We start from the raw sequence: 13907 nt of genomic DNA, 5'->3' as shown, positions 1-13907 counted from the left end.
TATACGAAATGAATTGTGCGCCATAGCAGATGCCCAATATAGGATACTTGCCACGGATTTCACTCAAATCAATCTTAAACGCACTTTCATCATAAACAGAGAATGGACTACCTGAAAGAATAACCCCCTTAACACTCTTATCCCCCTGCGGGAATTTATTGTAAGGCACAATTTCACAATACACGTTCAACTCACGAACACGACGGCCAATAAGCTGCGTGGTTTGTGAACCGAAATCAAGAATAATAATTTTTTCTTGCATACTAAATATTTAGTCAGAATGGATAAAAACGATGTGCAAAAGTAGAAAAAAGTAAGGGAATAATAGAAACAATAAGGCTAAAAATCTATTTTTTTAGGAATAAACAACTCACAAAGAAGCACAAAGCACAATGATTAAGCTCTGTAATAGATGCCACTTGCAGTCGTACAATCTTACCAAAGCAATGACAGCCTCTTGCCTATATGTTGGCAAAGTCTTGCCAAAGCGGTGGCAAAAGTTTGCCACTGCGATGGCAAAACCAAGGCAATACCTACATCAAAAGAAAAGTACGAAGAGATACCGTTAATTGGATGCTTTGTCCTTCAGCAAATCGCGAATCTCCGTCAGCAAAACCTCTTCTTTAGTGGGAGCGGGAGGTGCAGAAGGCGTAGCCGAAGCCTCTTCTTTCTTTGCCGTCAGACGAGTAATCAATTTGATAAATAAAAAGATAGAGAAAGCAATAATAAGGAAGTCGAACGTAACTTGCAGAAAATTGCCATAGTTCAGAGTTACAGCGGCAATTTCCTTGCCATCAACTACCTCGGCAGGTTTCATTACCCACTTCAAATCCGTAAAGTTTACACCGCCGACCAACAAGCCCAAAACAGGCATTATCACATCTGCAACCACAGAAGATACTATTTTACCAAATGCACCACCAATAATTACACCGACAGCCATATCAACCACATTGCCCTTCATGGCAAATGCTTTAAAATCTTGCAAAAAAGTACTTTTTCCCATTTTTCAATTATTTAATTGTAATTTCACTCACAAATATAAAAACATTTTCGTACTTTTGCAGCGCATTTCAGAAAGAAATGCACCTTGTATGAGAGATATTTGAACAAATTTTATAAAACCCTTAAAAGTTTAAACAAAATGATTAAAGTAGGTATTAATGGATTCGGACGTATCGGACGTTTCGTTTTCCGTGCTGCAATGAAGAGAAACGATATTCAAATCGTAGGTATCAATGACCTTTGCCCGGTTGACTACTTGGCTTACATGCTGAAGTATGATACAATGCACGGACAATTCGAAGGCACTATCGAAGCAGATGTTGAAAATAGCAAGCTGATCGTTAACGGTCAAGCTATCCGCATCACCGCTGAAAGAAACCCGGCTGACTTGAAATGGGATGCTGTAGGTGCTGAATACGTTGTTGAATCTACAGGTTTGTTCCTTTCTAAAGACAAAGCTCAAGCTCATATCGAAGCTGGCGCTAAGTACGTTGTAATGTCAGCTCCTTCTAAAGATGACACTCCGATGTTCGTTTGCGGTGTTAATGAAAAAACTTACGTGAAAGGTACTCAATTCGTATCTAACGCTTCTTGTACTACTAACTGCTTGGCTCCTATCGCTAAAGTATTGAACGACAAATGGGGTATTACTGACGGTTTGATGACTACAGTTCACTCTACTACTGCTACTCAGAAAACAGTTGACGGTCCTTCTATGAAAGACTGGAGAGGTGGTCGTGCTGCTTCTGGCAACATCATCCCTTCTTCTACAGGTGCTGCTAAGGCTGTAGGTAAAGTTATCCCTGCATTGAACGGCAAATTGACTGGTATGTCTATGCGTGTTCCGACTTTGGACGTTTCTGTAGTTGACTTGACAGTTAACTTGGCTAAGCCTGCTACTTACGCTGAAATCTGCGCTGCTATGAAAGAAGCTGCTGAAGGCGAATTGGCTGGTGTTCTGGGTTACACTGAAGATGCAGTTGTTTCTTCTGACTTCTTGGGTGACGTTCGCACTTCTATCTTCGACGCTAAAGCTGGTATCGCTTTGACTGATACTTTCGTAAAAGTTGTATCTTGGTATGATAACGAAATCGGTTATTCTAACAAGGTTCTTGACTTGATCGCTCACATGGCATCAGTTAACTGCTAATATACAGTTAGAAAATAATAAAAAGTAGGTGGCTTCTGAGGAAGTCACCTATTTTTTTTGCAATTTTGCAGTTAGTTCGCTTTTTATCAGAACACTTAGATATGATGAAGTTTACACTAACGCTAATATTGCTTTGTTTTATGAATAATATATCGGCTCAGAATCCGTTTTTCGAAACATACACTACCATTCACGGAACTATTCCGTTTGATAAGATAAAGACCGTAGATTTCAAACCGGCCATTGAGGAGGGCATCAATCGCCAGAATGCCGAAATAGATGCAATCATCAATAATCCAGTACTCCCAACATTTGAGAATACCATATTGGCTTATGAAAAGTCCGGCGAATTGCTTCATCATGTCAACACTGTATTCGGCAACCTCCTTAGTGCCGAAACGAATGATGATCTTCAAGAACTTGCCAAAGAGATTATGCCGTTAATGAGCGAGCATGAAAACAACATCAGTCTAAATGAGAAGCTGTTTGCACGTATAAAAGCCGTTTACGAACAGCATCCCCCACTGAATCCGGAACAAACCAAATTGCTGGAAGATATATACACCGGCTTTGTACGTAACGGTGCCAATCTACAAGAAGAAGCCAAGGAGAAATATCGTGCCTTGTGTACAGAACTCAGTTTACTGACTCTGCAATTCAGTGAAAACAACCTGAAAGAGACAAACGCCTACCAACTTGTTCTTACAGAAGAATCTCAGCTAGCCGGACTACCGGAAAGTGCCATAGAAGCTGCCGCAGAAACAGCTAAGGAAAAAGGTGTAGAAGGTTGGGTATTTACTTTACAAGCCCCTAGTTACGGGCCTTTTATGATGTATGCCGATAGTCGCGAATTACGTCGCGAACTTTATATGGCATACAATACCAAGTGTACTCACAACAATGACTACAACAATCTGGATATTGTAAAGAGGATAGCCAATGCCCACATGGAAATTGCTCAGCTTTTAGGTTTCGATAACTTTGCCGAGTATAATCTACAGGAGCGTATGGCACAGAATAGCGATGCTGTTTACAAATTATTAAATCAGCTGCTGGATGCTTATACTTCTACCGCTCAACAAGAATACAACGAAATACAATCTCTTGCCCGTGAAAAGCAAAGAGACGATTTCGTTTTAATGCCCTGGGACTGGGGATATTATTCTCACAAGTTGAAAGACCAGAAATTCAATATTGACGATGAAATGCTTCGACCGTATTTTGAATTGAGCAAGGTCATTGAAGGTGTATTTGGCTTGGCAACCAAGCTATATGGTATTACTTTTAAAAAGAATCCGGATATCCCGGTCTATCATAAAGATGTAGATGCTTACGAAGTATTTGACAAAGATGGTAAATACCTCGCTGTATTCTATACAGACTTCCACCCCAGAGCCGGAAAACGTTCAGGCGCTTGGATGACAAGCTACAAAGGACAATGGATAGACGAAGCGAATGGAGAAAACAGCCGTCCGCATATCTCTATCGTTATGAACTTTACCAAACCAACACAAGACAAGCCTGCCTTGTTGACATTCGGTGAAGTGGAGACATTCTTGCATGAGTTTGGACATAGCCTGCACGGTATGTTCGCCAATTCTACTTATGAAAGCTTGAGCGGAACCAATGTTTATTGGGATTTTGTAGAGTTACCTTCGCAATTCATGGAGAATTTTGCCATTGAGAAAGAATTCCTGCATACGTTTGCCCGCCACTATCAAACCGGAGAGTTAATACCGGATGAGTTGGTGCAACGCATTGTCGATTCTTCTAATTTCAATGCTGCATACGCTTGTCTGCGTCAAGTTAGTTTCGGACTTCTTGATATGGCATGGTACACCCGCAATACACCATTCGATGAAGATGTAAAAGCCTACGAAAAGAAAGCATGGGAGAAGACACAAATTCTACCTTCAATCGAAGAGACTTGTATGAGCACTCAGTTCTCGCATATATTTGCCGGAGGATATTCTGCCGGATATTATAGCTACAAATGGGCTGAGGTATTGGATGCGGATGCGTTCTCATTATTCAAACAAAAAGGTATCTTTAACCCGGAAGTCGCAACTTCTTTCCGCGAAAACATTCTTTCGAAAGGTGGCACGGAACATCCGATGACGCTTTACACACGCTTCCGCGGACAAGAACCTACCATAGATGCATTATTAATCAGAAACGGAATAAAGAAATGAAAAGAATGATAAGAAATATCGGTTATTTATTGCTATTACTTGCATTACTTCCTATAGTAAGCGGATGCAATAACGAAGATGATGTCATAGAAATCTTCACAAAAAGCACTTGGAAACTCAGTCGCCTTACAACCAAAGATAGTAGTGCTCGATTCCTCCCGAATTTATGGAATAATGAAAAGGATTATAACACCAGTATGACTGCTCTTGCCCAAGAAGGCAATTTCACTATTAACTTTGCCGGTACCGAGCTGAATGGCGAAATAATGGGTACAACCCTAGACGGGAAAGGTATCAGAGCAACCTTTACCGGTACCTGGAGTGTCGATGGTAAATCACATACTTTGGCTATCGCCTTAAAGACAAACGGTTCGGAGACTGACCCCTTAGCCAAAGAATTCATTAACGGATTACAGAAGGTTTATAAATACGAAGGAGATTCTAATTCATTAACCCTGTATTTCGAAGACGGAAATATAACCAAAGTCATAGGTTTCACCGCTCAACGATAATAATAATCAAGCCATGGACGATTCTACTAAAAAGAAACAAGAAGCCTTAGACAAACGTTATATACGTATGGCAAGTATCTGGGCAGAAAATTCGTATTGCATACGCCGCCAAGTGGGTGCTTTGATCGTGAAGGATAAAATGATTATATCCGATGGGTACAATGGCACTCCCTCTGGTTTTGAAAATATCTGCGAGGACGAAAACAATATAACAAAGCCGTATGTACTTCACGCAGAAGCTAACGCCATTACCAAGATAGCCCGTTCCAACAATAGTAGTAACGGAGCCACCATGTATGTCACAGCTTCACCCTGCATCGAATGTTCTAAACTGATTATTCAGGCAGGCATTAAAAGAGTGGTTTATTCTGAGAAATACCGCCTAGAAGACGGCATTGAACTTTTGAAACGTGCAGGTATTGAAGTAGTATTTGTGGAAGTTGAGAGATAAAAGGTGAAAGTTGAGAGTTAAAAGTAACCTCAATCGTAAATAGTAAATAGTAAAATCGTAAATAACATTATGAGTACAAAAAACACTTCCCGCTTTATGCCGCTAATTATCGCCATCAGCGTAGTAGCGGGAATTCTTATTGGAACGTTTTATGCCAGACATTTCGCAGCTAACCGATTGGGCATCATCAACGGCTCATCCAACAAGCTGAATGCTCTACTTCGTGTCATCGACGACCAGTATGTGGACACCGTTAACATGACTGATTTAGTAGAAAAAGCCATGCCGCAAATATTAGCGGAACTTGACCCTCATTCTACCTACATTCCAGCCCAGAATCTGGAAGAAGTCAATTCCGAACTGGAAGGAAGTTTCAGCGGTATCGGTATTCAGTTTACCATTCAGGAAGACTCGATACACATAAACAGCGTAATCCAAGGCGGCCCTTCTGAAAAAGTTGGTTTGATGGCTGGCGACCGTATCGTTATGGTAAATGACAGCCTGTTTGTAGGCAAAGGTCTGACGAATGAAAAAGCTATGCGCAATCTGAAAGGGCCGAAGGGCAGTGAAGTCAAGTTGGGTGTAAAGCGTGCCACAGAACAAGATTTGCTCTATTTTACCATCATCCGTGGCGATATTCCCCAGAATACCATAGATGCCGCATACATGCTCGACAATGATTTTGGCTATATACAAATCAGCAAATTCGGACGTACCACTCATGTAGAACTTCTGAATGCCATCGCCCAACTGAGTCACGAGAAGTGTAAAGGTCTGATTATCGACTTACGAGATAACACCGGTGGATATATGGAAGCCGCTACTCGTATGGTCAACGAGTTTCTACCTGAAGGAAAGTTAATCGTTTACACGCAGGGACGAAAATATCCACGTATGGAAGATTTCGCCAATGGCACCGGTAGCTGCCAGAAAATGCCTTTGGTAGTATTGGTGAACGAAGGCTCTGCTTCTGCCAGCGAAATTTTTGCCGGAGCTATTCAGGACAATGACCGGGGTACCATTGTTGGACGCCGTTCTTTCGGAAAAGGTTTGGTACAACAGCCTATCGATTTCAGTGACGGTTCTGCTATTCGCCTGACGATTGCCCGCTACTATACACCTTCCGGCCGTTGCATTCAGCGTCCTTACGAAAGTGGAAAAGACAGTAAGTATGAGATGGACTGGATCAACCGTTATGAACATGGTGAATTCTTCTCCAAAGATAGTATCAAGATGGATGAAAAATTGCGTTACTCCACCGGATTGGGACGTCCTGTTTACGGAGGAGGAGGCATCATGCCGGATGTATTTGTACCACAAGATACAACCGGAGTATCTTCTTATCTGATAGAAGCAAGTAACAAGGGATTGATTTTGCAATTCAGTTTCCAATATACTGACCGTAACCGTGCCAAATTGAGTGAATTCAACAATGTAGACGATTTATTACAATATCTTCGCCATCAAGGTCTTGTAGAGCAATTTGTACGTTTTGCAGATTCCAAGGGAGTAAAAAGAAGAAATCTGTTGATACACAAATCCTATAAGTTATTAGAAAAGAGTCTCTTCGGAAATATTATCTATAATATTCTTGGCAGAGAGCAATACATCCGCTACATTAACCAGACTGATGCAACTGTAAAGAAAGCATTAGACATTTTGGAGAAAGGCGAAGCATTTCCTAAAGCTCCCGAAGAAGCACCCTTAAAAGAGGAAAACAAGAAAGATGGAAAGAAAAAAAGAACTGCGCAAGCGTATGGCGTTGTTGAAGACCCAACACAAATCTTCCATTACGCATCAATCAGAGTCTGCTAATATACTTGCCGCCCTTGAAGCCCATCCGGCTTTCAGGGCGGCAAATACTATACTACTCTACTACTCCCTCCAGGACGAAGTAGATACACACGAGTTTGTCCAAAAGTGGAGTCATAAGAAGCAAATACTTCTCCCGGTAGTAGTAGGTGACGACCTTGAAATACGTATATATACCGGTCCTGAAGATTTGGCTACCGGAACATACGGGATCGAAGAACCTACCGGTGAACTGTTTACTGATTATGCTGTCATCGACTTTATAGCCGTTCCCGGAGTAGCCTTCGATCGTAACGGCAATCGGTTGGGACGCGGAAAAGGTTATTACGACCGCCTTCTTCCACGTATTCCACAAGCTTATAAAGTCGGTATCTGTTTCACATTCCAAATTGTTGAAGAAGTTCCGGCGGAACCGTTTGATATCCGCATGGACGAAATCATAACGAGATGAAAGCTAATTATCATACTCATACTACTCGCTGCATGCATGCCACAGGTAGTGATGAAGAATATGTACGCAGTGCCATCAAAGGTGGTTATGATATTCTGGGATTCTCAGATCATACCCCTTGGAAATACAATTCCGACTATGTAGCCGACATGCGAATGCTTCCCGAAGAATTACCCGACTACATTGAGAGTCTCCGAAGTCTCCGCGAGAAATATCGCGATCAAATTGAAATCAAGATAGGACTTGAATGTGAGTATTTTCCCGATTATATCCCTTGGTTGAAAGAGCAAATTGAGATGTACCGGTTAGATTACATCATCTTTGGTAATCATCATTATCACACAGATGAGGAATTCCCCTACTTCGGTCATCATACGGATAACCGTGATATGCTCGACCTTTATGAGGAAAGTGCCATTAAAGGTATGGAAAGCGGATTATTTTCTTACCTCGCCCACCCGGATCTTTTTATGCGCTCCTATCCCAAGTTCGATTCTCATTGCACATCGATCAGCCGACATATCTGCCGTACTGCTGCTCGGCTCAATCTTCCATTGGAGTATAACATAGGTTATGTAGCCTATAACCTTGCACACGGATTATCAACTTATCCTTGTGCTGACTTCTGGCGCATCGCAGCCAACGAAGGATGTACCGCCATCATCGGACTGGATGCCCACTATAATGTCGATTTAGAAATTCCCGTTTACTACGATCAAGCTATTCAAGCATTAAAAAAACAGAAGATTAAGACGATAGACACCTTGGAGATGTTGACTGATAAAGCATGAGAACAAACTGTATTTTTACAGCACAAAACAATGCTCTATCTAAATATAATATTTGTGATGACCTGTGCCCCAACATGGCGATTCAAATTACGTACCAGTAGTTCACGCCCCATCATCAGTTCCTGGCGGAGTGCAGCAGACGTCAAATGCACATAAAGTACTTGATTTTTAATGTAAAGTTCTCGGGTGTAAGATGCAATGGTAGGCCCCAGCACATCGGGCCATGCACTGATAAGCCGTCGTTCATTTAATGGCGATTCTAAACTTTCCTGTCTAAGAAAGTTGCGAATAAGTATACCTATCTGCTCGGCATTGTTACGCTTCATATCTCACCCTCCATTTCTGAAATAGTTCCTTGTTCAACACGGAACATTCTGTAATCACTGCCTACTTTATGCAAAATGCGATCTAAATGCTCCCTGTTTGTATCTGTTATAAAGATCTGTCCGAAGTTATCACCAGCAACCAGCTTGATAATCTGTTCTACACGCGATGCGTCCAGTTTATCAAAGATATCGTCCAATAACAACAAAGGCACAGTAGCTCCTGTTCGTTTCAGAAAATCGAATTGAGCCAGTTTAAGAGCCACCAGATAAGTTTTATTCTGCCCCTGTGAACCTTCTCTCTTGATAGGAAAATCCCCCAAAAGCATGTTCAATTCATCCTTATGGACACCACGTAGAGAATACCCCATAATCTGGTCACGTATGCGGCTTTCTTTCAGCACTTCCTGCAAAGAAGCGTCACGGGCATGCGAATCGTACGTCAATCCTACCTGCTCCTTATCTTGGGATATAAAAGAATAAAAAGACTGGAAAATTGGGATAAACTCTTGTACAAAAGCTTCCCGCTTACGAAAAACTACCTCACCAGCTTGCGCCATCATCTCCTCCCACACAAGGAAAAGCTCCTCTTCCACCGGTTCTTCACTTTTCAACAATGAATTTCGTTGCAAAAGTGCTTTATTGTAACGTATCAGTGCATCCAGATATTCCTTATCATATTGAGAAATAACGACATCCATAAAACGGCGACGTTCGTCACTCCCTCCGGCAATAAGTTCCGAATCGGCAGGTGAAACCATCACCAATGGCAGAAAACCGATATGATCCGATAAGCGTGTATATTCCTTTTTATTCCGCTTGAACTGCTTCTTCTGACGACGTTTCATACCACAATAAATTTCCTCCGGTGTGCCATCAGGTGCTTCATAAAAGCCTTGGATTACAAAAAAGTCAGCATCATGGCGTATATTTTGTGAATCAATCGGATTACCCGCACTTTTACAGAAAGACAGAAAATAAACAGCATCCAGCAGGTTCGTTTTCCCCATACCATTCTGCCCGAAAAAGCAGTTCAGCTTGGGTGAAAAACAAAGTTCCACCTGCTCTAAATTCTTATAATTAAGTATAGATATACGTTTCAGTATCATATAACAACGACGAGTTTGGTTACAAAGATAATGCAAAATCTCGATTTAGTGAGCGAAAGAGAATGCAAAGCAAAAAAAGATGCCCCTAAATTTCGTTGATAAACATAAAAAAGTTACTTTTGCGGGTCGAAATAGCTATATTAAGAATAATAACAAAAAGAATATATAAAAATGGCAGAACAAAAAAAGACAAATGAAGCCTTAAACGTGGAAGACGCACTGACACAATCAGAGGCATTTTTTATCAAAAACAAAAAAGCAATCATCGGTGCCGTAGTAGCTATAATCATTATTATAGCAGGCATAGTAATGTACAAGAACTTCTATGCTGATCCTCGCGAAGAAAAAGCTCAGGCTGCCTTATTCAAAGGACAAGAATACTTCGAAGCAGACGCTTATGAACAAGCACTGAACGGTGACAGCATCGGTTACGTAGGTTTTGCAAAAATTGCTAATGAATACAGCGGAACCAAAGCTGCTAATTTGGCAAAGGCTTATATGGGAATCTGTTATGCTCACCTCGGCAAGTTTGATGAAGCCGTAAAAGCATTGGATAGCTTCGATGGTGATGACCAAATGGTAGCTCCTTCTATCAAAGGTGCTTTGGGTAACTGCTATGCACAACTCGGTCAGCTGGACAAAGCTTCTTCTATGTTAATGAAGGCAGCCAACGAAGCAGATAACAATACACTTAGCCCCATCTTCTTGATGCAGGCAGGTGAAATTCTTGTTAAACAAGGCAAGTATGACGATGCCATCCAAGCATATACTACCATTAAGGATAAATACTTCCGTTCGTACCAAGCTATGGACATCGATAAATACATCGAGCAAGCCAAATTGTTGAAGAAGTAATATTCCATATAAAACAATTTAAGGCACGGATTATACGGAAAACGCAAGATGCGTGATATTCGTGTAATTCGTGCCTTTATTATTTCCCTCCCCCTTCCTCTTATTTTTTTAATTCTTAATTTTTAATTCTCAATTCATTATGGCAACAGCTTATCACAACCTCTCAGACTATGACTTCAATTCTGTCCCTAACGCTGAAAAAATGAAATTCGGGATTGTTGTATCTGAATGGAATTTCAATATAACCGGTGCACTTTTAGATGGTGCGATAAACACTCTGAAAAAGCACGGAGCAAAAGATGAAAATATTATGGTAAAAACAGTGCCCGGTAGTTTCGAACTCACCTTTGGTGCCAATCAACTTATCGAATATAGTGAAATCGATGCAGTTATTGCTATTGGTTGCGTCGTAAGAGGCGATACTCCACATTTTGACTACGTTTGCATGGGCGCTACGCAAGGAATCACTCAATTGAATACAAGTGGCGATATACCAGTCATTTACGGATTAATCACCACCAATACGATGGAGCAAGCCGAAGACCGTGCCGGTGGCAAACTAGGTAACAAAGGTGACGAATGTGCAATTACTGCAATAAAAATGATCGATTTTGCTTGGAGTTTACAAAAATAGTCGTATCTTTGCACTCGCAATTGAGAAACAAAGCTACTAAGCCAACTTTCTTAAGAGCAAAAGGGCGAATACCAGAGTGGCCAAATGGGACTGACTGTAACTCAGTTGTCTTTCGACTTCGGTGGTTCGAATCCATCTTCGCCCACAAAAAATTGCGGAAGTAGCTCAGTTGATAGAGCATTAGCCTTCCAAGCTGAGGGTCGCGGGTTTGAGCCCCGTCTTCCGCTCTCAAGAGAATCAGATAGTTATCGAAAGATTTCTATCTGATTCTCACTTTTAAGAGATTTTGAAATCGTACAAAGCTACATAATCGAAGTCATTTCATAGTAAAGCCTATAAGACCGGTTTGATAGGCTATCTTCCGCAAGAGGACTTTCTTCCTAAAGATATGCGGGTAAAGGAGATTATTCGGCTGGCATGTCCGGATGCAACCAATGTTATGACTGACGAAATAGTACAGAGAGTATTTGATAATCGGGCCGATGAATTGTCAGGAGGGGAGATTCGATATATTGAAATTCTAATTCTACTAAACGGGAAAGCACCTTTCATTATCCTCGACGAACCCTTTAACGGACTTTCCCCAATCACAGTTGAGAAATTGTGTACTTTGATTGGCGCAAGCAGTAGAACAAAATCTATTCTTCTTACAGATCATAACTACCGAGCTGTGATCAAAGTTGCAGATACTTATATGCTGCTCCATGAAGGATACTTACGACCTGTAAAAGAATTAGACGAGCTAAAAGGGATATACTTTATTTAGCTCAAATTATAACAAAACTATGAATTCCTCTCCTATGAATAACATCATTAATAAAATCAGGCAAATCTATCCGGTCTCCGATGAAGCACTTCAGGCATTGTTGGCAAATATGCAGGTAAGATATTACTCTAAAGGCACCTATGTAGTGCAATCAGGAGTAATTGACCGTTTGGTTTATTTCATTGAGGAAGGGGTTGCCCATTCTGTTTTCCACCATGACGGACAAGATACCACTACCTGGTTCAGTCAAGAAGGAGACGTAACTTTTGGGATGGATTCATTGTACTACCAACAACCATCGATTGAGAGTATTGAAACACTTTCGGATTGCAAAATCTATGCGATCCATATAGATAAGCTGAATACACTTTATGAAACTTACATTGATATAGCCAACTGGGGAAGAATCTTGCATCAAAATGTAAACAAGGAACTCAGTCACATGTTTGTGGAAAGACTTCAACTCTCACCTAAAGAGCGATACGAACAGTTTAATCGCCGTTATCCCGGACTGATAAACCGGGTGAAGCTGAAGTATATAGCAGCCTTTCTTGGTATATCCATCTATACACTCAGCCGGGTACGTGCGAAAAAATAGATATTTGCTGTTTTTTTGCTTTTAAGCAAAAGAACTTTGTTCCTCATGCCGTATCTTTGACATCAGAAAACATTTATCAAACTATAGAAAAACAGATGTCAAACATTTCATCTTCAGCTTTTGCAGACACCAAAGCACATTATGACCTTCTTGATGGTCTTCGTGGTGTGGCAGCTCTTATGGTTATATGGTATCATATATTCGAAGGTTACGCTTTTGCCGGCGGTGGTATTATTGAAACCTTCAATCACGGATATTTAGCCGTAGATTTTTTCTTTATCCTTTCAGGTTTCGTTATCGGTTATGCTTATGATGACCGCTGGGGTAAAGGTCTTACCATGAAAAACTTCTTCAAGCGGCGTCTTATACGTCTTCACCCGATGGTGATTATAGGTGCCGTTCTAGGTGCTATTACGTTCTACCTTCAAGGATGTGTGCAATGGGACGGAACACATATTGCATTCTCAATGGTAATGCTATCGCTCCTTTGCACGATATTTTTCATTCCTGCAATGCCGGGTGTAGGTTATGAAGTCCGTGGCAATGGTGAAATGTTCCCACTGAATGGACCTTGTTGGTCATTGTTCTTTGAGTATATTGGCAATATCCTATATGTCTTATTCATTCGTCGCTTATCAAACAAAGCGTTGGCTGTACTAACTGCATTGTTGGGAGTAGCATTGACATTATTCGCCATCTTCGATGTCTCCGGTTATGGAAATATGGGAGTAGGTTGGACATTGGATAGCGTAAACTTTACCGGAGGACTGTTAAGAATGCTTTTCCCTTTCTCTATGGGTATGCTTTTATCGCGCAACTTCAAGCCTATTAAGCTGAAAGGGGCATTTTGGATATGTACAATTGCACTTATTGCCCTGTTCTCTGTACCCTATCTGGAAGGTGCGGAACCAGTTTGTACAAACGGTATTTATGAAGCATTTTGTGTTGTCATAGCTTTTCCTATTCTTGTTTGGCTAGGAGCGTCGGGAAGTACTACAGATAAAAAGTCAACCAAGATATGCAAATTCCTGGGAGATATATCTTATCCGATCTATGTGATACATTACCCATTCATGTACTTGTTCTATGCATGGTTGATTAAAAATCAACTTTTCACTTTAGAGCAGACCTGGCAAGTTGCCTTATGCGTCTATGCGTGGAATATATTGTTAGCTTATCTATGCTTGAAATTATACGATGAGCCTATACGAAAATATTTGGCTAAACGTTTCTTGAATAAGAAGTAATAAAAACAAAG

The 13907-nt window shown here is 41.0% G+C and carries 15 protein-coding genes, 2 tRNA genes and 1 pseudogene; 14 read left to right on the top strand and 4 right to left on the bottom strand.

Annotated features, from left to right (window positions below):
- Positions 1 to 262, bottom strand: a pseudogene (locus Q1W14_RS20235) (GMP synthase (glutamine-hydrolyzing)); the annotation flags it as partial.
- A gap of 303 nt (positions 263 to 565) precedes the next feature.
- Positions 566 to 1006, bottom strand: coding sequence for a large-conductance mechanosensitive channel protein MscL (gene mscL / locus Q1W14_RS20230; RefSeq protein WP_300704486.1), 441 nt, complete (start codon positions 1004 to 1006; stop codon positions 566 to 568).
- Between the two features lie 138 nt (positions 1007 to 1144).
- Here mscL and gap point away from each other — a divergent pair, with 138 nt between their 5' ends.
- From gap to Q1W14_RS20195, 7 genes are all read left to right on the top strand, one after another.
- Positions 1145 to 2155: a type I glyceraldehyde-3-phosphate dehydrogenase gene (gene gap / locus Q1W14_RS20225; RefSeq protein ID WP_300704485.1), complete on the top strand. Its 1011-nt coding sequence runs from the start codon at positions 1145 to 1147 to the stop codon at positions 2153 to 2155.
- Between the two features lie 140 nt (positions 2156 to 2295).
- Positions 2296 to 4347 carry a M3 family metallopeptidase gene (locus tag Q1W14_RS20220; protein WP_300704484.1) on the top strand — a complete coding sequence of 684 codons (2052 nt, stop codon included), beginning with the start codon at positions 2296 to 2298 and terminating at the stop codon, positions 4345 to 4347.
- The gene (locus tag Q1W14_RS20215) at positions 4344 to 4859 is read left to right on the top strand and encodes a DUF4847 family protein (RefSeq protein WP_300704483.1); all 516 of its coding nucleotides are present in this window, start codon (positions 4344 to 4346) and stop codon (positions 4857 to 4859) included. The genes Q1W14_RS20220 and Q1W14_RS20215 overlap by 4 nt, the downstream gene beginning before the upstream one ends.
- 13 nt (positions 4860 to 4872) lie before the next feature.
- Positions 4873 to 5310: a dCMP deaminase family protein gene (locus Q1W14_RS20210; RefSeq protein ID WP_300704482.1), complete on the top strand. Its 438-nt coding sequence runs from the start codon at positions 4873 to 4875 to the stop codon at positions 5308 to 5310.
- Between the two features lie 69 nt (positions 5311 to 5379).
- Complete coding sequence (locus Q1W14_RS20205) at positions 5380 to 7125, top strand: S41 family peptidase (protein ID WP_300704481.1); 1746 nt, start codon at positions 5380 to 5382, stop codon at positions 7123 to 7125.
- Positions 7037 to 7573, top strand: a complete 537-nt coding sequence (locus Q1W14_RS20200) for a 5-formyltetrahydrofolate cyclo-ligase (RefSeq protein WP_300704480.1) — start codon at positions 7037 to 7039, stop codon at positions 7571 to 7573. Before Q1W14_RS20205 ends, Q1W14_RS20200 begins: the two co-directional genes overlap by 89 nt.
- The gene (locus Q1W14_RS20195; protein WP_300704479.1) at positions 7570 to 8364 is read left to right on the top strand and encodes a histidinol-phosphatase; all 795 of its coding nucleotides are present in this window, start codon (positions 7570 to 7572) and stop codon (positions 8362 to 8364) included. Before Q1W14_RS20200 ends, Q1W14_RS20195 begins: the two co-directional genes overlap by 4 nt.
- A 35-nt stretch (positions 8365 to 8399) precedes the next feature.
- Here the strand turns inward: Q1W14_RS20195 and Q1W14_RS20190 are convergent, their stop codons facing one another.
- Together Q1W14_RS20190 and recF are read right to left on the bottom strand one after the other, a co-directional pair.
- Entirely contained in the window at positions 8400 to 8690 is a 291-nt protein-coding gene (locus Q1W14_RS20190; RefSeq protein WP_300704478.1) for a DUF721 domain-containing protein, read from the bottom strand.
- Positions 8687 to 9796, bottom strand: a complete 1110-nt coding sequence (gene recF / locus Q1W14_RS20185) for a DNA replication/repair protein RecF (RefSeq protein WP_300704477.1) — start codon at positions 9794 to 9796, stop codon at positions 8687 to 8689. Before recF ends, Q1W14_RS20190 begins: the two co-directional genes overlap by 4 nt.
- A 171-nt stretch (positions 9797 to 9967) precedes the next feature.
- On the opposite strand from recF, the gene Q1W14_RS20180 reads away from it, so the two are divergent.
- The 7 genes from Q1W14_RS20180 to Q1W14_RS20150 all read left to right on the top strand — a co-directional run bounded on the left by Q1W14_RS20180 (position 9968) and on the right by Q1W14_RS20150 (position 13896).
- Positions 9968 to 10651: a tetratricopeptide repeat protein gene (locus Q1W14_RS20180; RefSeq protein WP_300704476.1), complete on the top strand. Its 684-nt coding sequence runs from the start codon at positions 9968 to 9970 to the stop codon at positions 10649 to 10651.
- 139 nt (positions 10652 to 10790) lie between these two features.
- Positions 10791 to 11285 (top strand): 6,7-dimethyl-8-ribityllumazine synthase, encoded by a 495-nt coding sequence (ribH, locus tag Q1W14_RS20175; RefSeq protein WP_300704475.1) that lies wholly within the window; start codon positions 10791 to 10793, stop codon positions 11283 to 11285.
- A gap of 62 nt (positions 11286 to 11347) precedes the next feature.
- Positions 11348 to 11430, top strand: a tRNA-Tyr gene (locus tag Q1W14_RS20170).
- Positions 11431 to 11439: 9 nt separating this feature from the next.
- Positions 11440 to 11512: transfer RNA gene (locus Q1W14_RS20165), tRNA-Gly, on the top strand.
- Positions 11513 to 11631: 119 nt separating this feature from the next.
- Positions 11632 to 12051 carry an ATP-binding cassette domain-containing protein gene (locus Q1W14_RS20160; protein WP_300704474.1) on the top strand — a complete coding sequence of 140 codons (420 nt, stop codon included), beginning with the start codon at positions 11632 to 11634 and terminating at the stop codon, positions 12049 to 12051.
- Between the two features lie 34 nt (positions 12052 to 12085).
- Positions 12086 to 12649, top strand: a complete 564-nt coding sequence (locus tag Q1W14_RS20155) for a Crp/Fnr family transcriptional regulator (RefSeq protein WP_300704473.1) — start codon at positions 12086 to 12088, stop codon at positions 12647 to 12649.
- A 95-nt stretch (positions 12650 to 12744) separates the two neighbouring features.
- A complete protein-coding gene (locus tag Q1W14_RS20150) occupies positions 12745 to 13896 on the top strand; it encodes an acyltransferase (protein WP_300704472.1) in 1152 nt (383 codons plus the stop codon).
- Positions 13897 to 13907: the final 11 nt, after the last annotated feature.

It is taken from the genome of Bacteroides sp., assembly GCF_030151085.1.
Taxonomy (GTDB): domain Bacteria; phylum Bacteroidota; class Bacteroidia; order Bacteroidales; family Bacteroidaceae; genus Bacteroides.
This window is presented reverse-complemented; position numbering and strand designations above follow the sequence as displayed.